At 74.3% G+C, this 21,674-nt stretch carries 18 protein-coding genes; 13 read left to right on the top strand and 5 right to left on the bottom strand.

Features of this window, described 5'->3' with window-relative positions:
* The first annotated feature begins 16 nt into the window (after positions 1–16).
* Positions 17–922 (top strand): DNA-3-methyladenine glycosylase family protein, encoded by a 906-nt coding sequence (locus tag QNO07_RS20310; protein ID WP_283993635.1) that lies wholly within the window; start codon positions 17–19, stop codon positions 920–922.
* A 21-nt stretch (positions 923–943) separates the two neighbouring features.
* Here QNO07_RS20310 and QNO07_RS20305 read toward each other — a convergent pair whose 3' ends face one another.
* The 3 genes from QNO07_RS20305 to QNO07_RS20295 are packed head-to-tail and all read right to left on the bottom strand — an operon-like array spanning position 944 to position 3,846.
* Positions 944–2,335: a coenzyme F420-0:L-glutamate ligase gene (locus QNO07_RS20305; RefSeq protein WP_283993634.1), complete on the bottom strand. Its 1,392-nt coding sequence runs from the start codon at positions 2,333–2,335 to the stop codon at positions 944–946.
* Positions 2,332–3,294 carry a 2-phospho-L-lactate transferase gene (cofD, locus tag QNO07_RS20300; protein WP_283993633.1) on the bottom strand — a complete coding sequence of 321 codons (963 nt, stop codon included), beginning with the start codon at positions 3,292–3,294 and terminating at the stop codon, positions 2,332–2,334. Before cofD ends, QNO07_RS20305 begins: the two co-directional genes overlap by 4 nt.
* 60 nt (positions 3,295–3,354) lie before the next feature.
* The gene (locus QNO07_RS20295; protein WP_283993632.1) at positions 3,355–3,846 is read right to left on the bottom strand and encodes a cysteine dioxygenase; all 492 of its coding nucleotides are present in this window, start codon (positions 3,844–3,846) and stop codon (positions 3,355–3,357) included.
* A 699-nt stretch (positions 3,847–4,545) separates the two neighbouring features.
* Here QNO07_RS20295 and QNO07_RS20290 point away from each other — a divergent pair.
* From QNO07_RS20290 to QNO07_RS20280, 3 genes are all read left to right on the top strand, one after another.
* Entirely contained in the window at positions 4,546–4,809 is a 264-nt protein-coding gene (locus tag QNO07_RS20290; RefSeq protein ID WP_283993631.1) for a WhiB family transcriptional regulator, read from the top strand.
* Positions 4,810–5,085: 276 nt separating this feature from the next.
* The gene (locus tag QNO07_RS20285; protein ID WP_283993630.1) at positions 5,086–8,721 is read left to right on the top strand and encodes a glycosyltransferase; all 3,636 of its coding nucleotides are present in this window, start codon (positions 5,086–5,088) and stop codon (positions 8,719–8,721) included.
* Positions 8,718–10,235, top strand: a complete 1,518-nt coding sequence (locus tag QNO07_RS20280; protein ID WP_283993629.1) for a DUF5719 family protein — start codon at positions 8,718–8,720, stop codon at positions 10,233–10,235. The genes QNO07_RS20285 and QNO07_RS20280 overlap by 4 nt, the downstream gene beginning before the upstream one ends.
* A gap of 35 nt (positions 10,236–10,270) precedes the next feature.
* Here the strand turns inward: QNO07_RS20280 and QNO07_RS20275 are convergent, their stop codons facing one another.
* Positions 10,271–10,732 carry a metallopeptidase family protein gene (locus tag QNO07_RS20275; RefSeq protein WP_283993628.1) on the bottom strand — a complete coding sequence of 154 codons (462 nt, stop codon included), beginning with the start codon at positions 10,730–10,732 and terminating at the stop codon, positions 10,271–10,273.
* A 352-nt stretch (positions 10,733–11,084) separates the two neighbouring features.
* On the opposite strand from QNO07_RS20275, the gene QNO07_RS20270 reads away from it, so the two are divergent.
* From QNO07_RS20270 to QNO07_RS20235, 8 genes are all read left to right on the top strand, one after another.
* The gene (locus tag QNO07_RS20270; RefSeq protein WP_283993698.1) at positions 11,085–11,471 is read left to right on the top strand and encodes a DUF3499 domain-containing protein; all 387 of its coding nucleotides are present in this window, start codon (positions 11,085–11,087) and stop codon (positions 11,469–11,471) included.
* Positions 11,472–11,573: 102 nt separating this feature from the next.
* A complete protein-coding gene (locus tag QNO07_RS20265; protein ID WP_283993627.1) occupies positions 11,574–12,932 on the top strand; it encodes a phosphomannomutase/phosphoglucomutase in 1,359 nt (452 codons plus the stop codon).
* Between the two features lie 164 nt (positions 12,933–13,096).
* Positions 13,097–13,312 (top strand): Trm112 family protein, encoded by a 216-nt coding sequence (locus QNO07_RS20260; protein WP_283993626.1) that lies wholly within the window; start codon positions 13,097–13,099, stop codon positions 13,310–13,312.
* A 19-nt stretch (positions 13,313–13,331) separates the two neighbouring features.
* Positions 13,332–14,468 carry an SIS domain-containing protein gene (locus QNO07_RS20255; protein ID WP_283993625.1) on the top strand — a complete coding sequence of 379 codons (1,137 nt, stop codon included), beginning with the start codon at positions 13,332–13,334 and terminating at the stop codon, positions 14,466–14,468.
* A gap of 182 nt (positions 14,469–14,650) precedes the next feature.
* Complete coding sequence (manA, locus tag QNO07_RS20250) at positions 14,651–15,850, top strand: mannose-6-phosphate isomerase, class I (protein ID WP_283993624.1); 1,200 nt, start codon at positions 14,651–14,653, stop codon at positions 15,848–15,850.
* 67 nt (positions 15,851–15,917) lie between these two features.
* On the top strand, positions 15,918–16,829 hold the full coding sequence (locus tag QNO07_RS20245) for a cation diffusion facilitator family transporter (protein ID WP_283993623.1): 912 nt from the start codon (positions 15,918–15,920) through the stop codon (positions 16,827–16,829).
* 271 nt (positions 16,830–17,100) lie between these two features.
* On the top strand, positions 17,101–18,558 hold the full coding sequence (gene ahcY, locus QNO07_RS20240) for an adenosylhomocysteinase (protein ID WP_283993622.1): 1,458 nt from the start codon (positions 17,101–17,103) through the stop codon (positions 18,556–18,558).
* 168 nt (positions 18,559–18,726) lie between these two features.
* Complete coding sequence (locus QNO07_RS20235) at positions 18,727–19,347, top strand: hypothetical protein (RefSeq protein ID WP_283993621.1); 621 nt, start codon at positions 18,727–18,729, stop codon at positions 19,345–19,347.
* A gap of 79 nt (positions 19,348–19,426) precedes the next feature.
* On the opposite strand, the gene QNO07_RS20230 is transcribed toward QNO07_RS20235, so the two are convergent.
* The gene (locus QNO07_RS20230) at positions 19,427–20,413 is read right to left on the bottom strand and encodes an RDD family protein (protein ID WP_283993620.1); all 987 of its coding nucleotides are present in this window, start codon (positions 20,411–20,413) and stop codon (positions 19,427–19,429) included.
* An 88-nt stretch (positions 20,414–20,501) separates the two neighbouring features.
* On the opposite strand from QNO07_RS20230, the gene QNO07_RS20225 reads away from it, so the two are divergent.
* Positions 20,502–21,509: a stage II sporulation protein M gene (locus QNO07_RS20225; protein ID WP_283993619.1), complete on the top strand. Its 1,008-nt coding sequence runs from the start codon at positions 20,502–20,504 to the stop codon at positions 21,507–21,509.
* Positions 21,510–21,674 lie beyond the last annotated feature (165 nt).

The following is a 21,674-nucleotide window of genomic DNA, read 5'->3' as shown; positions in this document are numbered from 1 at the left end:
CGGCTAGCCTGGCGGGATGCCCGCCACCCGCACCTGGGAGCCGCCCGGTCCGTACGACCTGCGCGGCAGCCTGGGCGTGCTCCGGCGCGGCCCCCGGGACCCGGCCTACCGGGTCGCGGACGGCGCCGTCTGGCGGGCCAGCCGTACCCCGCAGGGCCCGGTCACGCTGCGCCTCGCGCCCCGCGCCGGCGGCGCGGTCGAGGCGACGGCCTGGGGCCCGGGGGCCGAGTGGGCACTCGACGGCCTGCCCGCCCTGCTCGGCGCGGACGACACCCCGCAGGCGTTCGTCGCCCACCACCCCGTCGTCCGGCAGGCGCAGCACCGGCACCCGGGGCTGCGGCTGATCCGCACCGGCCTGGTCCTGGAGTCCCTGATCCCGGCCGTGCTGGAGCAGAAGGTCACCGCGGTGGAGGCCTACCGCGCGTGGCGGCTGCTGCTGGACCGGTACGGCGAACCCGCGCCCGGCCCGGCCGAGGGCATGCGGGTGATGCCCGACCCGCACACCTGGCGGCACGTGCCGTCCTGGGAGTGGCACCGGGCCGGGGTCGACGCCAGGCGGTCGTCCGCGGTGCTGCGGGCGTGCCGGGTCGCGGAGCGGCTGGAGCAGGCCACCACGATGGAGCTGCCCGCTGCGGTGCGCCGCCTCACCGCGGTCGACGGCGTCGGCCCCTGGACGGCCGCCGAGACGCTGCAGCGCAGCAACGGCCACCCGGACGCCGTCACCGTCGGAGACCTGCACCTGCCCGGCACCGTCGGCTGGGCGCTCGCCGGCCGCCGGGGCGTCGACGACGCGGGCATGCTGGAACTGCTCGCCCCCTACGGCGGCCAGCGCCACCGGGCGACGCGGCTGATCCTCGTCTCCGGGCACACCCCGCCGCGCCGCGCCCCGCGCTTCCCCGTCGGCGACATCGCCCGCCTCTGACGCCGGGGGCAGCCTGCGGGGTCAGCGCACGACGAGGAACTCCTCGCCGGTGCGCGGCGGGCGGGGGCGCGGCGGCGCGGCCGGGTGGCCCACGGCCACGGCGCCCATCGGGTCCCAGTCGCCGGGCAGTTCCAGCACCTCGCGCACCACGTCCCGGCAGAACATCGTCGAGGACACCCAGGCCGAACCCAGTTGCTCTCCGGCGAGCGCGACCAGCAGGTTCTGCACGCCCGCGCCCGCGGCGACCACGAACATCTCCCGTTCGGCGGCGCTGCGCCGCGCGTCCGGGTAGTCGTGCGCGCCGTCGGCGACCAGGCACGGCACCACCAGGTAGGGGGCCCGCCGAAGGACGTCGCCGCGCCGCACGCGGCGGTTGACGCTCTCCTCGGTGCGTCCGTCGGCCCGCAGGTCCGCGATCCAGGCGTCACGCATGGCGTCGAGCAGCCGGACCCGGCTGCCCGGCGACTCCAGCAGTACGAAGCGCCAGGGTGTGGTGTGGTGCGGCGCGGGCGCGGTGACGGCCAGTGCGACCGCCCGGCGCACCGCGGCCGGGTCCACCGGCTCGTCGGTGAACTCGCGGACGGTGCGGCGCAGCGACACCGCCTCGCGGACCGCCTCGGAGGTGCCGAGCCGGAACATGTCCTGCTCGGCGGGCCGCACGAGCAGCCGCGCACCCTCGTCGCCCGCGGCCGGCTCACCGGGCGGGCCGGGGTGGGTACCGGCGTCCGGCGACGGGGGGTCCTCGTCGAGGCCGAGCACGTGCTGCGGCAGGCCGCGCAGCACGGCGACCGGCATGCCGTCGGCCTTGCCCTTCACCAGGTCCCCGGCCGCGGCGAGTTCGTCGGCGACGGCGGTGACGGTGACGCCCAGCGGGTTGCCGTGGCTGTCGGTGCTGCCGCGCAGGTCGTGCAGGACCCGCACTCCGGCGGCGCCGATCGCGACGTCCGTCTGCCCGACCCGCCAGGGCCGCCCGAAGGTGTCGGTGACCACCACGCCGACCTCGACGCCGAGCAGTTCGCGCACGCCGTCGCGCAGCCGGCGGGCGGAGGCGTCGGGGTCCTCTGGCAGCAGCAGGACGGTGCCCTCGGGTGTGTTGGAGGCGTCGACGCCCGCGGCGGCCATCACGAACCCGTGCCGGCTCTCCACGATGCGGGCCGGGCCGCGCCGGGCCACCGTGCGGACCGTCTCGGCGTCGATGGCCGCCTCGCGGTCGGCGGCCCGCACGGACCGGCCCTCGGCCTTGCTGACGATCTTCGACGTGACCAGCAGCACGTCACCGTGCGCGAGGCCCGGCAGGCCGCCGCCGGTGGCGGCGTCCGCGACCAGCTGCGCCAGGTCGTCGCCGGCCCGGACCTCGGGCATGCCGGGCAGCGCCCACACCTGGTAGGCCGGGGGCGTCGCGGGGCCGGTCACGCGCGCACCTCGCCGGCCAGGTCGAGTGCCGCGGCGGCCATGGCGGCGGCGGCGTCGGTGTCGGCCATCATCAGCGGCACCGCGCGGCAGCGGATGCCGGCCGCCTCGACCGCGTCCACGGCGGCGGAGTCCACGGTGTCCACCAGCCAGCCGTCGAGCAGACCGGAGCCGTAGTGCCGGGCGACGGCCTCGGCGGTGGTCTCCACGCCGATCGCGGCGAGCATCCGGTCTGCCATGCCTCGGACCGGGGCGCCGCCGACGATCGGGGAGAGCCCCACGACGGGCACGCCCGCCTCGGCGATGCCCTCGCGGATGCCGGGCACGGCCAGGATGGTGCCGATGCTCACCACCGGGTTGGACGGGGGGAAGAGGATGACGTCGGCGGCGGCGAGCGCGTCCAGCACGCCCGGCGCGGGCTTGGCCTGCTCGGCGCCGACCGGGACCACCGCGCGGGCGGCCACGGAGGCGCGCAGCCGCACCCAGTACTCCTGGAAGTGCACCGCCTTCTGGCCGCCGTCCTCGGTGTCGATCAGCACGTGCGTCTCGACCCGGTCGTCCGTCATCGGCAGCAGCCGCACGCCCGGCTCCCAGCGGCGGCACAGCGCCTCGGTGACGGCGCTGAGCGGGTAGCCCGCGGCGATCATCTGGGTGCGCACGATGTGGGTGGCGAAGTCCCGGTCGCCCAGCCCGAACCACTCGGGCCCGACCCCGTAGGCGGCCAGCTCCTCCTTCACCGTGAACGTCTCGTCGGCGCGGCCCCACCCCTGCTCGGGGTGGATGCCGCCGCCGAGCGTGTACATCACGGTGTCGAGGTCGGGGCAGACCTTCAGCCCGAAGAGGTGGATGTCGTCACCGGTGTTGCCGATGACGGTGATGTCCGCGTCGGGGGCGGCCTGTTGCAGGCCGCGCAGGAAGCGGGCACCACCGATGCCGCCGGCCAGAACCACTATGCGCTGCATGCCGCACAGTCTGTCAGCCGGCGGTGCCGCCCGGGGCGGCGGGAGAGGTCGCAGCCGTCCTCACGCGGGCGTGCGGGCGCCCTGCGCGGGGCGGGCTTCGGTGTGCATCGGCATCGCGGTCAGTCCGGGGTGGTAGACGTGCAGGCTGACGGCCGGCTCCAGCGCGTCGTTGACGATCTCGTGCACGTAGCCGGGGCCGAACACGCGCTGCGTCCCGGCGCCCAGTTCGCGGGCGCCGGCGGGGGTGCGTTCGGTCAGCCGTCCTTCCAGCACGGTCAGCACGCCGGAGGAGACGCCGTGGTCGTGCAGGCCGCTGCCCTGGCCGGGGACCCAGCTGAGCAGCCACACCTCGTAGCCGGGGCCGGTCCGCACCCGGTGGTACCAGCGGGTGGTGGCGTCGTAGCGGACGAGCGGCGCCCAGGACGCGCGGTCGGCGGCGACGTCCCGCGCCAGCCCGGCGAAGCCGGCGACGGTGGAGGGGTGTGCCGGGGCGGGCGGCAGCAGGTGGGGGATGGCGAGCAGATCGCCGGCGATCTCGACGTCGCTGTTCACAGGTGGTGTCCCTAGGGGGAGATGGGTGGCTGTGCTGGCGGAGTGAGGTGCAGTCCGGTGGTAGGCGCGTCATGGCGGGAGCGGGCGGTGAGGCGGCTTCCCTGCCGGAGACGGGCCCTCCATGGGAGGGGGGATCTCAACAGCAGCAACAGCGACAGTGGCCCTGGGCAGCGCGAACGAACCCGCGGGCGCGGGCCGGGCTGGACGCAGGAGTCACTGGCATGGGGACAAGGAGAGCGTGCCGAGCCGCCCTCTGTCAACCGGATGTCCCGTTTGGCGGCATAACGTCCCGCCATTCGGGCGCCTGGCGAGAGGGGAGGTTTGCTCCTCCCGAACCGCGGATACCTGGCGCATCAGTCGTTCCGGCGCCCGCTGTCCTGTTTCCGTGATCGTTCTGTGATCAAGGGCTCAGTGAGGTCGCCGGGTGCAACGTGAGTGACCGGTGTCGCGTCCTGTGTTCTGAAGGCGCTCGTCGACTGCCTTGTCTGGACTGAAAGGCGCGTTGTCGGGTTTTCAGGGTTTGTGGCGATTTGAACACTAACGGCGATGCCTTGGTTCCGCAGAGTGAATAACGGGCTCAATAGCAGATCTCGGCTTGACTGGCCCGTATCCGCACACTTGTAATTTCACTCGTGTCGTTCAGCACTGATCGATAACGGTGGCATCACGGGGACATAAAGACAGACGAGGGGCGCGCACATGACCGAGCTGTTCCAGCAACTGCTGGTCGAAGAGGCGGAAGAAGAGTTCGGTTGGCAGGAGCGCGCACTCTGCGCCCAGACCGACCCCGAGTCGTTCTTCCCGGAGAAGGGCGGCTCCACCCGCGAGGCCAAGAAGGTCTGCCTCGCCTGCGAGGTGCGCTCCGAGTGCCTGGAGTACGCCCTCGCCAACGACGAACGCTTCGGCATCTGGGGCGGCCTCTCCGAACGCGAGCGGCGCCGGCTGAAGAAAGCCGCCATCTGACCCGTCGTCCGACCCGCCGTCCGACTCTGAGGGTCACCCCGCGGCCGGACCGCCGGTTCGGCGGGCGCCGGGCCGCGACGGCCCCGCGACGGACCACCCCCGCAGGCGACCGAGGCCGTGGACGGCTCACCGCACACCAGGTCAAACCTGCCGAAGCGGGTCGGTAGCGGGCGGTCTGCCCGGTCCCGGGCGCGGCGGCGGCGGACCCCATTAGTGTGGGGCACCGTCCAGGACGCAGCGCGTCCTCCGCACCCACTGACCGGGGCCCGTAGCTCGATGTCCGTGCACAGCCACACGGCGGCCCAGAACGAACAGGCCGCCCCCGAGTTCCCCAAGCACGTCGTCACCGCCGTGCTCGTCTCCCACGACGGAGAGCGCTGGCTCCCCGACGCCCTGGCCGGCCTGGTCGGCCAGGTCCGCCCGGCGCAGGACGTCATCGCCGCCGACACCGGCAGCGCGGACTCCTCCGCCCAGCTCGTCACCGACACCCTCGGTGCCGACCGGGTCCTCCACCTCGCCCGCCGCACCGGCTTCGGCACCGCCGTCGCCGAGGCCGCCCGCACCGCGCCGGTGCTCGGCCCCGACGACCTGTCCTACCTGAAGCGGCCCAGCGGCTGGGACCCGGTCACCCGCAGCTGGCACGACGACGCCTACGACCTGCCCGAGCTGCCGCACGGCGAACCCGTCCACTGGCTCTGGCTGCTGCACGACGACTGCGCCCCCGAACCCGAGGCGCTGCTGGAGCTGCTGCGCGTCGCCGACGCCAGCCCCTCCGCCGTCGTCGTCGGCCCCAAGCTCCGCAGCTGGTACAACACGCGCCAACTGCTGGAGACCGGCGTCTCCATCGCCCACAGCGGCCGGCGCTGGACCGGCCTGGACCGCCGCGAACAGGACCAGGGCCAGCACGACCAGGTCCGCCAGGTCCTCTCCGTCTCCACCGCCGGCATGCTCATCCGCCGCGACGTCTTCGACGAACTCGGCGGCTTCGACCGCCGGTTGCCGCTGATGCGCGACGACGTGGACCTGTGCTGGCGCGCCCAGGCAGCCGGCCACCGGGTGCTCGTCGCCCCCGCCGCCGCCCTGCGGCACGCCGAGGCCGCCGCCCGCGAACGCCGCCCCATCGACTGCGCCGGCCGGACCGTCGTCGGCCCGCACCGCGTCGACAAGGCCGGTGCCGTCTACACGCTGCTCGCCAACACCCGTGCCCGCGCCCTGCCCTGGGTGCTGCTGCGGCTCGTCGTCGGCACCCTGGTGCGGACCGTCGCCTACCTCGTCGGCAAGGCACCCGGGCAGGCCCTCGACGAGGTCACCGGTCTGTTCAGGACCCTGCTGCGCCCCGAACTGCTGCTCAAGGCGAGGAAACGCCGCGGCAGACCCGCCGTCGAACCCGGCGAACTCCGCCCGCTCTTCCCGCCGCCCGGCGCGACCATCCGCGTCACCGTCGAGCAGGCCGCCGCCAACCTCGCCGGGCGCACCGAGACCGACCAGCCCAACCCGGGACGCCACGGCGCCGTCGAGAGCGGACCCGGCGGCGACGACGCCGACTACCTGGAGGTCGAGCAGTTCGCCCGGCTGCGGCGGCTCGCGCGCAAGCCCGCGCCCGTGCTGTTCGCCGCCCTGCTCCTCGTCTCCCTCATCGCCTGCCGCGCCCTGCTCGGCGGCGGCGCGCTCGCCGGCGGCGCCCTGCTGCCCGCACCCGGCGACGCCGCCGGACTGTGGGCCCGCTTCGCCGAGAGCTGGCACGCCGTCGGTGTCGGCTCCACCGAGGCCGCACCGCCCTACCTCGGCATGCTCGCCGGGCTGGCCACCGTACTGTTCGGCAGCCCCGGCCTCGCCATGACGCTGCTCCTGGTGTGCTCGGTGCCGCTGGCCGGACTCAGCGCCTACTTCGCCTCCCGGCCGCTGGTCACCTCCCGCGTGCTGCGCGCCTGGGGCAGCGTGGCCTACGCGCTGCTGCCCGCCGTCACCGGCGCGCTGGCCGCCGGCCGCCTGGGCACCGCGGTGCTCGCCGTACTGCTTCCGCTGATGGCCCGCGCCGCCGTCGCCGCCTCCGGCCTCGCCTCCGACGGTGAACGCCCCGGCTGGCGGGCCGTGTGGGCGTACTCGCTGCTGCTCACCGTCACCACCGCCTTCACACCCGTGGTCTGGCCGATGGCCGCCGTGCTCGCCGCCGCGCTGCTGGCGCTGCGGCTGCGCACCCGCACCCACGTCGGCGCCCACCTGCTGCGGACCTTCGTCCTGCTCGCCACGCCGATGGTGCTGCTCGCCCCCTGGTCGCTGTCGCTGCTCACCGACCCCGCCGCGTTCCTCACCGAGGCCGGACTGCCGTTCGCCACCGCCCCGGCGAGCGCACTGGACCTGCTCACCCTCAACCCCGGTGGCCCCGGCACCACCGGCGGCCTGCTGCTGGGCGGCCTGGTGCTCGCCGCGCTCGCCGCGACGCTGCGCCCCGAGCGGCGCCTCGCCGTCGGCGCGGCCTGGACGGCCGCCCTGACCGGACTGGTCTTCGCCGTCCTCGGCAACCACACCGCCTGGGCCGGGCCGGCCACCCTCGTCCAGGGCATCGCGCTGATCGCCGCCGCCGCCCTCGGCGCGGAGGGCGCCCGCACCCGGGTCGCGGCGCAGAGCTTCGGCTGGCGCCAGCCGGTCGCCGTGCTGATCGCCGGGGCCGCCGCCGCGGCGCCGCTCTTCGCCGCCTTCGGCTGGATGGTGTCCGGCGCCGACGGGCCGCTGGAGCGCCGCAGCCCCGTCCAGGTCCCGGCGTTCGTCGCCGAGGAGAGCGCCACCCGCGACCAGCCCCGCACCCTGGTGCTCAACGGCGGCACCGGCACCGAGGTCCGCTACACCCTGGTGCGCGGCTCCGGGGCCCGCCTGGGCGACGGCGACCTGGCCCGCGCGGCCGGGGACGACAGCCGCCTCGGCGGTGTGGTGGCCAACCTCATCGCCGGGTCCGGCGCGGACCAGACCGAGCAGCTCGGCGGCTACGGCGTGCGCTACGTCTTCGTGCGCGACGGCGCGCCCCGCGAGATGGTCCGGGTGCTGAACGCCACCCCCGGCCTGGAACGCCTCAGCAAGCAGGCCGGCGGTGAGCTGTGGCGCGTGGACGGCAAGATCTCCCGGGTCACCGTCGTCGCCCCGGACACCGACCCGGTGCCCGTCGCCGCCGGACCGGTCGAGGTCCGCACCGAGCTGCCCGCCGGGCCCGACGGCCGAGTGCTGCGCATGGCCGACGCCGTCTCCGACGGCTGGCAGGCGACGCTGGACGGGCGTCCGCTGAAGCCGGTCACCGTGGACGGCTGGGCGCAGGGCTTCACGCTGCCCGCCGACGGCGGATCGCTGGAGGTCGTGCACCGCACCCCTGCCCTCGCCGGTGCCTGGGTGTGGGCGCAGGGCCTGCTCACCCTGGTGGTGCTGGTCCTGGCACTGCCGGGCCGCCGCCGGGACCACGACGACGACCTGCCGGAGGCCGAGGCACCGGTCGTCCCGGCGCAGCCCGTCGCGGGTGAGGGCCGCCGGGCCCGGCGGCTGCGCGCCGCCGCGCAGGCGGAGGAGGCCGACGGACGTGAGGCCGCAGCCGGCGACGGCGAGGCCGACCGGGACGACTACGGTCCGCCGCCCCCTCCCGGCCCGCCCCCGCCGCCGGGCCCTCCCGGCCCGCCGGGGCCGCCCGCCCACGTGCCGGAGCAGCAGAGCGGCCCGCTCGCGGACAGCGGCTGGGACGACAGCCGGTACGCGTCCACGTACGACTACGGCGGCCCCTACGAGGTCCGCGGTGACGCCCGCCCGGCCCAGTACGGCACGTACGACGACGGCAGCCGCTACGACGACGGGACCCGTTACGACGGCAGCCGCCCCGACGACGGCGCCCGCTACGACGACGGCAGCCGTTACGACCACCGGAGCCAGCAGTGAGCCTCAACCGCCCCGCCCTCGGCCTGATCGCCGCCGTCACCGCGCTGGCTGCCGTGACCGGGCTCGCCCAGGTCACCGGCCCGGACCCGGACGCGGACGGCCGGGCACCCGCAGCCTCCTCCTCCCGCCTGCCGGTCGAGCAGTCCACCCTGGTCTGCCCGCAGCCCACCACCTCCGACCTGGGCGAGACGGTGCACACCGCCTTCACGCCGGCCGGGGGACGGCAGCGCGACGGCGACGGCAAGGGCAAGGCCGGGCTGCTGCCCGCCTCCCTGACCGTCGAGGGCGGCAACCGCGGCAAGAAGGAGAAGGAGCCCGATCCGGCGCTGCCGCTGACCGAGCCCGGCACACCCGTGGTGGAGAAGGCCGACAGCACCGAGACGCCGGCCCGCACCGGCAGCGCCGACGGCCCGCTCGCGCCCGGCTGGACCGTGCAGCAGACCACCATGATCAGCGCAGGGGCCGGCCGCGGCCTGTACGGGCTGAACTGCTCGGCGCCGGACACCGAGTTCTGGTTCCCCGGCGTGAGCACCGTCGCCGACCGGCACGACTACATCCACCTCACCAACCCGGACGAGGCGGCGGCGACCGTCGACCTCCAGCTCTACGGCAAGGACGGCCGGGTCGATTCCGACAGCGGCTCCGGCATCAACGTCCCCGGCCGCACGACCGTGCCGGTGCTGCTGTCGACGCTGACCACCGACCCGGCGGTGAACCTCACACTCCAGGTGGCGGTCCGCACCGGACGGGTCGGCGCCCAGGTGCAGGCACTGGACGAGAAGCTGGGCGGCGACTGGATCGCGGCCTCCGCGCCGCCCGCCGCCACCCAGGTGCTGCCGGGCATCCCGGCGGACGCCACCGCCGTGCGGCTGGTCGCCTTCGCGCCCGGCGAGCAGGACGCCGAACTGTCGGTGAAGCTGGCCGGCCCGACCGGCACCATCTCCCCGGCGGGCAACGAGACCCTGGTGGTCAAGAGCGGCATGACGGCCGCGGTGGACCTGGGCGACCTCACCCAGGGCGAGCCCGGCTCACTGGTGCTGTCCGCTTCGGATGGCTCCTCCGACGTGCCGATCGTCGCGGCGCTGCGGGTGCTGCGCGGCAAGGGCGCCAAGCAGGAGACGGCGTTCGTCCCGGCCGTCACCCCCGTCACCGAACGCACCACCGCGGCCGGCAGCGAGGCGGAGGGCAGCTCGCTTTCCCTGGTCGCCCCGGGCAAGCAGGCCGAGGTCAAGGTGACCGCGTCCCGCGGCAGCGGCGGCGGCACACCGGTGACCGAGACGCACACCCTCAAGCCGGGCACCACCACCGTGCTGGACGAGCTGCGCCCCGAAGGGCTCAAGGGCCACTACGCGCTGACCGTCGAGTGGGTGTCGGGCGGGCCGGTGCACGCCGCGCGCATGCTGGAGACCGAGGAGAAGGACATCGACATGTTCACCGTGCAGACCCTGCCCGACGACCGGGGCTCGGTGGAGGTGCCGCCCGCCGCGCAGGACCTGACCGTGCTCGGCGACTGACACCCCGGGCCCCGCCGGGTGCCGGGACCGGCCGGTCAGTCCTGGCCGTACCGGGGGTCGACCGACTCGGGGGAGAGGCCCAGCAGCTCGGCCACCTGCTCGACCACGACCTCGTGCACCAGCAGGGCCCGCTCCTCGCGGCTCTTGGCCCGCAGCTCGACCGGCCTGCGGTACACGATCACGCAGTCGGGCCGGTCGCCCAGGGCGGGCACCAGCCCGCCCAGCGGCACGGACCGGCCGTCCCAGCCGTCACCGCCGCCCGGCTCGGCGGGAGCGAGGCCCGGGACCTCCAGCACGGCGAAGTCCACGGCGGACAGCTGCGGCCACTGGCGCTCCAGCCGTTCCGCCGAGTCCCGCACTAGGTCGTCGAAGGTCTCCGCGCGGCTCGCCGACAGCGGGACCTGCGGCGGCGCGAGAGGGCCGCGCATGCCGCGGCCGTGGCGGTCGCGGTGGCGTGGCCGGGCGTCCGGCCTGCGGGGCGGTACGGCGTTGCTCATCGTCCCCCGAGCGTAGCGGCCCCCGGCCCCGGCACCGCCGGGACCGGGGGCATCCGACCGGATGTCACCGATCGACCGGTCCCGCTACGCCTTTCGGCCGAACGCCGCCGGTTTCATTTCGATACGCAATCGAAACTGCCTCAGGCAAGGCCTGCGATCGGCACTGCTCCGACCTCGCGCGACCGGCCGGGCCACCGGGCTCCGGCCGGAGTGCAGGCACGTTTCTGCGTCTTCTGCCTGGTCAATCGCGGTACGACCGGACCCGGGCCTTACCGGCGAAACCGGGACGACACGGCCGGGTGACCCACGGCGGAGACGTCGCAGCCCGCTCAGGAGTGCGGTAGCGTCCAGCATCGTGAGCCCTGTACGTCGATGTTCGCGCACCGCGTGCGGCCGTCCCGCCGTCGCCACGCTGACGTACGTCTACGCGGACTCGACAGCGGTCCTCGGTCCGCTCGCCACCTACGCCGAGCCCCACTGCTACGACCTCTGCTCGGAGCACTCCGCCCGGCTCACCGCCCCCCGCGGCTGGGACGTGGTCCGCCTCGCGGTGGACACCGGTCCCGCCCGGCCCAGCGGTGACGACCTGGAAGCGCTTGCCGACGCCGTCCGCGAGGCGGCCCGCGCCCCGCGCCGCCCGGTCGAGCCCACCGACGCGAAGCCGAGCCGCCGCAAGATCGACCCGATGGAGGTCGCCCGCCGCGGCCACCTCCGCGTACTGCGTTCCCCCGACTCCTGACACGGCCCACCACGCGGCCCCCGGCCGGGCCGATCATCGGACCGGCGGACCGCACTGCGGGTAGGTTTGACCACCTCAGGACGGACTCCAGGAGGGGTGGCTGTGCCCGACTTGTCACACATCGTTAAGGCGTACGACGTTCGCGGAGTGGTTCCCGACCAGTGGGACGAGACGCTCGCCGCACTGTTCGGTGCGGCGTTCGTCCAGGTCACCGACGCGAAGGCGATCGTCGTCGGCCACGACATGCGGCCCTCGTCCCCCGGGCTCACGCGCGCCTTCGCCGAGGGCGCCGCCGCCCGCGGCGCCGACGTCACCGAGATCGGCCTCTGCTCCACCGACCAGCTCTACTACGCCAGCGGCAGCCTCGACATGCCCGGCGCGATGTTCACCGCGAGCCACAACCCGGCCCAGTACAACGGCATCAAGATGTGCCGGGCCGGTGCCGCCCCCGTCGGCCAGGACACCGGCCTCAGCGAGATCCGCGCTCTCGTCGAGGAGTGGGCCGAGAAGGGCCTGCCCGCCTCCGGAGCCGCGACCGGCACCCTCACCCAGCGTGACGTGCTCACCGACTACGCCCAGTACCTGCGCGACCTGGTGGACCTGCGCGGCATCCGCCCGCTGCGGATCGTCGTCGACGCGGGCAACGGCATGGGCGGCCACACCGTGCCCACCGTCTTCGACGGGCTGCCCCTGGAACTCGACGCGCTGTACTTCGAGCTGGACGGCACCTTCCCCAACCACGAGGCGAACCCGCTCGACCCGGCGAACATCGTCGACCTGCAGAAGCGCGTCCGCGAGAAGGGCGCCGACCTCGGCGTGGCCTTCGACGGCGACGCCGACCGCTGCTTCGTCGTCGACGAGCGCGGCGAGCCCGTCTCCCCGTCCGCGATCACCGCCCTGGTCGCGTCCCGGGAGCTCGCCAAGCACGGCGGCGGCACCGTCATCCACAACTGCATCACCTCCTGGTCGGTGCCCGAGGTGGTCAAGGAGTCCGGCGGCACCCCGGTGCGCACCCGCGTCGGCCACTCCTTCATCAAGGCGGAGATGGCCTCCACCGGCGCCATCTTCGGCGGTGAGCACTCCGCCCACTACTACTTCCGCGACTTCTGGAACGCCGACACCGGCATGCTCGCCGCCCTGCACGTACTCGCCGCGCTCGGCGGCCAGCAGGGGCCGCTGTCGCAGCTGGTCGCCTCCTACGACCGGTACGCCGCCTCCGGCGAGATCAACAGCACCGTCGACGACCAGGCAGGGCGTGCCGCCGCCGTCCTGGCCGCCTTCAGCGACCGCGAGGGCGTGGAGCTCGACCACCTGGACGGCCTGACCGCCACCGGCGCCGACTGGTGGTTCAACCTGCGCGCCTCCAACACCGAGCCGCTGCTGCGGCTGAACGTCGAGGCCCGCGACGCCGACACCATGGCGCGAATCCGCGACGAGGTGCTCGCCCTCGTCCGCGGCTGACCCCGCCCACCGCTGAGGGGCACCCGGCCCCACCTGCCGGGTGCCCCGACCGCACGCCCCACCCCGCCCCGCCGCACCCGCGACCGAACGGGCCCGTCGCGGGCGGGGCGCTGGTCACCGGCGGTAGGCTGGCGGGCATCACCGACCCACCCCGGAGGGACACCATGCCGCTCGAAGCCGGTCTCCTGGAGATCCTCGCCTGCCCGGCGTGCCACGCGCCCCTCCGCGAGCAGCCCGCACCCGCCGGTGCAGCGGAGGCAGGCAAGCCCGCCGCCGACGAGGAGCTGGTGTGCACCGGCGACGCCGGCTGCGGCCTCGGCTACCCCGTCCGGGACGGCATTCCCGTCCTCCTCGTCGACGAGGCCCGCCGACCGGCCTGACCCAGGGAAGGGGCTCGCCATGCTGGACGATTCCTTCCTCGACGACCCGGAGGCACTGGCCCGGGCCGACCTGCACGGCCTGCTGCGCGGCGCCGCCGAGGCCGGCGCCCGGGTACGCACCGCGGCCCGGCACGCCACCGAGTCCGGGCTCGACGGGCTCCAACCCGAAGGCCGCCCCCGCGCCCTGCTGGTCGCCGGGCCCGGCCCCACCGCGAGCTGCGCCGCCGACCTGCTCGCCGCCGCCACCGGCGGCTCGGTGCCCGTCCGGCTGCTCCCGGCGACCGGACGCACCGCGGCGCCGCCCGGACTGCGCTGGACGCTGCCCGGCTGGGCGGGACCGCTCGACCTGCTGTTCGTGCTCACCCCGGACGGCACCGAGCCCGGCCTGACCGCGCTCGTGGAACAGGCCTACCGGCGCGGCTGCACGGTGGTGGCCGTCAGCCCGCCGGGAGCACCGCTCACCGAGAGCGTCACCGGGGTGCACGGCCTGCCCGTGCCGATCACCGCGTCGCCCTACGAGCACGCCGAGCCCACCCTGCGGCCGCCCGGCGCCCCCGGTGCGCTGTGGGCGCTGCTCACCCCGCTGCTGACGCTCACCGACCGCCTCGGGCTCAGCCACACCCCTCCCGAGGCCATCGCCGCCCTCGCCGACCGGCTCGACCGGGTCGCCGAACGCTGCGGCCCGGCCATCGCCACCTACAGCAACCCCGCCAAGTCCCTCGCCACCGAACTCGCCGACGCCCTGCCGCTGCTGTGGAGTGAGGGACCGGTCGCCGACGCCGCCGCCCGCCACTTCGCTACGGTGCTCGCCGCCCTGCCCGGCCGCCCCGCGCTCGCCGCCGAGCTGCCCTCGGCGCTCACCGCCCACGCCGCGCTGCTCGTCGGCGACCTGGCCGGCGGCGCCGACGAGGACGCCTTCTTCCGCGACCGCCTGGAGGAACCCCAGGGGCTGCGGGCCCGCGTGGTGCTCCTGCGCGAGGAGGAAGCCGGCCGGGACTCCGCCGCGGCAGCCGCCAGGGAACTGGCCCACGCCCACGGCGCGGCGCTCAGCGAGCTGCAGCCCGGCGAGGGCAGCACCACCGTGGAGGCCGCCGCCGAACTCATCGCCACCACCGATTTCGCCGCGGTTTACCTCACGCTCACCCCGACGCCGTAGACCTGGCCCGACCGGCTGATCGACCAGTCCGCCGACGGGCCGGCCAGCCGACCGGACAGCGGGGCCGGAAACGGGGTACCCGGCCCGTCCGGGCCCTTGCGTCCGGCCCCTGCGTCCGGGCCCACCCGACGCGGCTCCGCCTCACCGCCCCGCCCCGCACGTACCGTCGAAGGAACGCCCTCATGGACCGCCTCGCGAACACCGTGCGCCCCTACGCCTGGGGCTCCACCACCGCCATCCCCGAGCTGCTCGGCACCGAGCCCACCGGCCAGCCGCAGGCCGAGCTGTGGATGGGCGCCCACCCAGGCGCGCCCTCGCTCGTCGACCGCGGCGCCGGACGGCAGCCGCTGTCCGAGGTCATCGCCGCCGACCCGCACGGCGAACTGGGCGACGCGGCCGTCGCGGCGTTCGGCCCCCGGCTGCCGTTCCTGTTCAAGGTGCTCGCCGCGGCGTCCCCGCTCTCCCTCCAGGTGCACCCCGACAGCGTGCAGGCCGCAGCGGGCTACGCCGCCGAGGAGGCCGCCGGCGTCCCCGTGGACGACCCCCGCCGCACCTACAGGGACACCTCGCACAAGCCCGAACTGCTCTGCGCCCTCACCGACTTCGAGGGACTGTGCGGCTTCCGGCAGCCCGAGGAGTCCGCCGACCTGCTCGCCGCGCTCGACGTCGACGGCCTCAAGCCGTACGTCGACCTGCTGCGCGCCCACCCCCGGGACGCCGCGCTGCGCGAGGTGTTCACCGCGGTGCTGACCGCCGAACGGGACGCCGTCGCCGACACCGTCACCGAGGCCGTCACCGCCGCGTCCCGCCTGGCCGAACAGGACGGCCCGCACGCCGCCGCCTACCGCGCCTGCGCCGCCGCCGCCCACCACTACCCGGGCGACCCCGGGTCCATCGCCGCGCTGCTGCTCCACCACGTCACGCTCCAGCCGGGTGAGGCGCTCTACCTGGGCGCCGGCGTGCCGCACGCCTACCTCGGCGGCCTCGGCGTCGAACTCATGGCGAACTCCGACAACGTGCTGCGCTGCGGGTTCACCCCCAAGCACGTGGACGTGCCGGAACTGCTGCGCGTCGTCGCCTTCGAGCCGCGCGACCCCGGAGTGCTGCGGCCCGAACCGGACGCCGACGGCTCGGAGGTCTACCTCACCCCCGCGCCGGAGTTCCAGCTCAGCCGCCATGTGCTGGCGCCCGCCGCCGTCCCGGTCGAACCGGGCCACCACGGCCCGCAGATCCTGCTCTGCACCGCCGGGCACACCGTGCTGCACGGCGGCGACGGCACCGAACTGCCGCTGGCTCGGGGCGAGTCCGTCTACGTCCGGGCGGGAGAGGCGATCCGGATCACCGGCGAGGGTACGCTCTTCCGCGCCACCGTGGCGGCCTGACGCCGTCCGGGGCCGCCCGCGAGCAGTAGCGACCGGGCGCACCGGAAGCTCGGAAGGATCAGCACCCATGAGTGCATCAGGCGGTACGAAGGCCATTCTCGCGGCCCTCGTCGCCAACCTCGCGATCGCCGTTGCCAAGTTCGTCGCCTGGGCGTTCAGCGGCTCGTCGTCGATGCTCGCCGAGGGCGTCCACTCGCTCGCCGACTCCGGCAACCAGGGCCTGCTGCTGCTCGGCGGCAAGAAGGCCAAGCGGGAGGCCAGCGAGGAGCACCCCTTCGGCTACGGCCGGGAGCGCTACATCTACAGCTTCCTGGTGGCCATCGTGCTGTTCTCGATGGGCGGCGTCTTCGCCCTCTACGAGGGCTATCTGAAGATCAGCGACCCGCACGAACTCAAGAACTGGTACTGGCCGGTCGGTGTGCTCCTCTTCGCGATCATCGCGGAGATCTTCTCCTTCCGCACCGCGATCAGGGAGTCCAACCTGATCCGCGGCTCACTCGGCTGGGTCCAGTTCGTCCGCCGGGCCAAGGCGCCGGAACTGCCCGTGGTGCTGTTGGAGGACCTCGGCGCGCTCGTCGGCCTCGTGCTCGCCCTGGGCGGCGTCCTGATGACCATGGCCACCGGCGACGGCGTCTGGGACGGCATCGGCACGGTCTGCATCGGCGTGCTGCTGGTGGTGATCGCGCTGGTCCTCGCGGTCGAGACGAAGTCGCTGCTGCTCGGGGAGTCCGCCGACCCCGCCGAACTGGAGCACATCCGCACCGCCATGGTGGACGGCGACACCGTCACCGGCATCATCCACATGCGCACCCTCCACCTGGGCCCCGAGGAACTGCTGGTCGCCGCGAAGATCGCGGTGGCCCACGACGACAGCGCCGCCGAGGTGGCCCGCGCGATCGACGAGGCCGAGACACGCATCCGCCAGGCCGTGCCGATCGCCCGCGTCATCTACCTGGAACCGGACATCCGGCGCGGCTGATCCACGCCGTCGCCGGTGCCGGGCCACCCGCCCGGCACCGGCGACCGTGTAGATTCGAAGGGCACAGACGTCGCTGCTGATGGCGGTCGGGCGTCCCGCCGAGCGGGACCACCGAGGGAGAGAGGGCCTCCGACGGACTGCGCTGCGGCCAGGGGACCGGTGTGTCCGTAGGCTGTGTGCGGGGCGGGTTCACGCCCTCGCACCGCCCGAGCCTGCCCGCTGCCGCAGACCAGCCAGCCATTCACCCTCGACCCACCGAGGAGCAGCTCGAATGACCACCCCGGAAATTGCCCAGGACTTCAAGGTCGCGGACCTCTCCCTGGCCGCCTACGGCCGCAAGGAGATCACCCTCGCCGAGCACGAGATGCCCGGCCTGATGTCCATCCGTGCGGAGTACGCCGCGACCCAGCCGCTGGCCGGCGCCCGCGTCATGGGCTCCCTGCACATGACCGTGCAGACCGCGGTACTGATCGAGACCCTGGTCGCGCTCGGCGCCGAGGTCCGCTGGGCCTCCTGCAACATCTACTCCACCCAGGACCACGCCGCCGCGGCCGTCGCCGTCGGCCCCGACGGCACCGAGCAGGAGCCCAAGGGCGTACCCGTCTTCGCCTGGAAGGGCGAGACGCTGGAGGAGTACTGGTGGTGCACCGAGCAGGCGCTCACCTGGCCGGGCTCCCCGACCGGCGGCCCGAACATGATCCTCGACGACGGCGGTGACGCCACCATGCTCGTCCACAAGGGCGTCGAGTACGAGAAGGACGGCAAGGCCCCCTCGCCCGACACCGCGGAGAACGAGGAGCACCGCGTCGTCCTCGAACTGCTCAACCGCACCCTCGCCGAGAACCCGCAGAAGTGGACCCGGCTGTCCTCCGAGATCCGCGGAGTGACGGAGGAGACCACCACCGGTGTGCACCGCCTGTACGAGATGATGCAGGAGGGCACGCTGCTCTTCCCGGCCATCAACGTGAACGACGCCGTCACCAAGTCGAAGTTCGACAACAAGTACGGCTGCCGCCACTCCCTCATCGACGGCATCAACCGCGCCACCGACGTGCTCATCGGCGGCAAGGTCGCCGTGGTCTGCGGCTACGGCGACGTCGGCAAGGGCTGCGCCGAGTCGCTGCGCGGCCAGGGCGCCCGCGTCATCGTCACCGAGATCGACCCGATCTGCGCGCTCCAGGCCGCGATGGACGGCTACCAGGTCGCCCGCCTGGACGACGTCGTGGACACGGCCGACATCTTCATCACCACCACCGGCAACCGCGACATCATCATGGCCGGCGACATGCTGCGCATGAAGCACCAGGCCATCGTGGGCAACATCGGCCACTTCGACAACGAGATCGACATGGCCGGCCTCGCCGCGGTGCCCGGCATCGTCAAGGACGAGGTCAAGCCGCAGGTCCACACCTGGACCCGCCCCGACGGCCGGGTGCTGATCGTGCTGTCCGAGGGCCGCCTGCTCAACCTGGGCAACGCCACCGGCCACCCCTCGTTCGTGATGTCCAACTCCTTCGCGAACCAGACCATCGCGCAGATCGAGCTGTTCACCAAGCCCGAGCAGTACCCGACCGACGTCTACGTGCTGCCCAAGCACCTCGACGAGAAGGTCGCCCGCCTGCACCTGGACGCGCTCGGCGTCCGGCTCACCGAGCTGCGCCCCGAGCAGGCCTCCTACATCGGCGTCCCCGTCGAGGGCCCCTACAAGCCCGACCACTACCGCTACTGAGCGACCCCGCACCCGGCGTCGCGCCCGGCCCCCGTCCGGAACTCCGGGCGGGGGCCCCGCCGTGCCCGCGCGGCGCCCCCTTCGGAACGCCGTGGCCGCAGAACGCTATAGCCGCAGAACGCGTATACCCAGCCGCCGTACACGAGGACGCCGTACCCGAGGACGCCCATGCCACGTGGCCGCTACTCCCTCCACGACCCGCACGACCACACCCCCCTCGGCGAGGAGCACTTCCAGTGCGCCGCCGGACCCTCCGGCTGGCGCTACGTCTCCCGCACCACCGCACCCGGCGACCCGGAGGCCGAGACCGGCACGGCCGACCTGACGCTGGACGAACTGGGCCGTCCCCTGCGCCTGGAACTGCACGCCTCCGGCTGGCAGGTCCGCGGCGCCGCCCTGGACGGCGTGACCTGGGTGCGCACCGACCCGGCAGGCGTGCACGCCCAGGAGGCCAACGTGCCGGCCCACGCCTTCACCGGCTCGTCACCCGCCTTCCTCGTCGCCACCGCCCGGCTGCTGCGGCCCGCCCTCGGTGACCCGGCCGTCCGGGTGCGCCTCGTCGCGCTGACCGGCTCCGTACTGGCTCCGCGCACCCTGGACCAGGCGTGGGAACTGCTCGACCGGCAGATCCACCACACCGACAGCGGGCCGCTGACCGTCGACCACTACCGGCTGAGCGACCTGCAGACGGGGGAGCAGGCCTCGGTCCACCTGGCCGGCGACGTCGTCCTCGCCGCGCCCGGGATCGAGCTGGAGGACCTGGAGTCCCCGCCCACGTCCTTCGACTGATCCGCCTCCGCAGCCAACGACGCACCCGGCCCACGCCGCCTGCGGGCTCCCGGCCTGGGCGCTGCCTCCCGGCCCCCGGTCAGGAGGGCGGTGCGAACCCGCTCGACGGCCGCGGCGTGTCGGACGGCCCCGCAGCCTCACCGGACTGCTGCTCCTGCGGAGCCTGTCGCTCCTGCTGGGGCTGCTGGGCGTCCTGGGGATGCTGCTGGGCGTGCGAGGCCTGCCGGCCGTGCTGCTGCTCACGCGGAGGATGGTGCTCTTCGGGGGCCTGCGGCCCGCCCGCCAGGCCGGTCCCCGGCAGGTGGCCGGTCCGCCCGGCGCCCCCGAACGCCCTGCGGGAGTCCCGGGCCTGCCGCTCGGCGACCACACCCGTCAGGTAGGCCGCCGCGGGCACGCCCTCCGGCGGCGGTGCGCCGGTGCACCAGGCCACGTCGGCGCCGAGCCGCTCCGCCAGGGAACGGCTCACCTGCGGGTCCAGTTGCGGCATCCGCGTCAGGTACTGGCGGACCGCCAGCCACAGCGGGTCCGGCACCCGCGACAGGTCCAGGCCGTCGAAGTAGTGCGCCAGCCAGGGCGGCGGTGGGGGAGCGGGCACCACCCGCGGCGCCGAGTTCCGCTCACGGACGACCAGGGTGCCCGCGAACACGTCCCCCAGCCGCCGGCCCCGGCCGGAGACCAGCGAGGAGCAGCAGGCCACCACACCGAAGGTCAGCTGGATCTCGACGAACCCCACCAGACCGCGCACCAGCGCGTGCCGGAACCTGACCGGGCCTCCGTCCTCCCGGACCACTCGCAGCCCGCAGGCGGCCTTGCCCAGCGAGCGTCCGTGGCTCAGCGTCTCCACGGCCACCGGCCCGCCCATCAGCACCAGCACCAGCAGTGCTACCGCGATGGCCGCCTCCGCCGCCGGGTCCAGCCCGGCCACCGCCGTCAGCAGCAGTACGAAAAGCGCCAGGTACACCGACCAGAGCACCACCAGGTCGATGCAGACGGCCAGCGCGCGGCTCGGTACCCTCGCGGGCCGCAGCCCCAGCACCACCGCGTCGCCCGTCACGAGTTCACTCACCCGGCACATCCCCTCTCCACTGTTGTCGGACCAGTCTGACGACCGGTACCCGCAGACCGCCACGCCGGTCGTCTGCCAAGCTCTTCCCATGGATCTCGACGTCTTCGTCTCCGCCCACCGCGGACAGTGGGAACGGCTGGAGGAACTGCTGCGCCGCCGACGCCGCCTCTCGGGTTCCGAGGTGGACGAGCTGGTGGCGCTGTACCAGCACACCGCGACCCACCTGTCGCAGATCCAGTCCAGTGCGCCCGACCCCGCTCTGGTGGGACGGCTCACGACGCTGGTGGCACGCGCCCGCAGCGCCGTCACCAGCCCCCGCCGCTCGTCCTGGCGCGACGCCGCGCACTTCCTCACCGCCGGATTCCCGGCGGCCGTCTACCGGACCCGTCACTGGTGGATTCCCACCGCGGTGCTGTCCGTGCTGCTGGCCGCGGTCATCGGCTGGTGGATCGCCGCCCACCCGGAGGTGCAGTCCGCCATCGGGGCGCCGCAGGAACTGCGGGAGATGACCCGGCCCGGCGGCAACTACGAGACGTACTACTCCAGCAACCCCGCTGCCTCCTTCGCCGCCCAGGTGTGGACTAACAACGCACAGGCGGTCGCTATCTGCCTGATCTTCGGTGCACTGCTGGGCATCCCCGTGCTGTGGGTACTGCTGCTCAACATGGCCAACCTGGGAGTCGGCATCGGTCTGATGGCCTCGGCCGGCCGCCTGGACGTCTTCCTCGGCCTGGTCCTCCCGCACGGCCTGCTGGAGCTGACCGCCGTCTTCGTCGCCGCCGGGACGGGCCTGCGGCTGGGTTGGACGGTGATCGACCCGGGCCGCCGCAGCAGACGCACCGCGCTCGCCCAGGAGGGCCGGGCCGCGATCGGCATGGCGATCGGCCTGGCGGTGGTGCTGTTCGTCTCCGGCGTGATCGAGGGTTTCGTGACACCTTCAGGCCTGCCCACCTGGGCCCGGATCGGCATCGGGGTCGTCGCGGAGGTTGTCTTCCTCGCCTACGTCTACGTGCTCGGCGGCCGGGCCGCGCGGGCGGGCGAGACCGGTGACGTGGATGCCGCGGACCGTCCCGCAGATACCCCCGTGGCAGCCTGACGGCCCCGCAGCGAGCGGTCCGGCGCCCGATGTGCGCCGGACACCGGGAAGCTGCTACTGTCCTCTTCGCCCCGCAGGGATCCGTTGACACGGTGACTGTGTGGCGGTAGATTCGAACAGTTGCCTGGAGCCCGGTGGGCTCGGCAGCAACATGTGAGTATCTGA

The organism is Streptomyces sp. 549 (assembly GCF_030124175.1).
Classification (GTDB): domain Bacteria; phylum Actinomycetota; class Actinomycetes; order Streptomycetales; family Streptomycetaceae; genus Streptomyces.
Note: the sequence above shows the minus strand (reverse complement) of the source record. Positions and strands in the feature narration are given on the sequence as shown.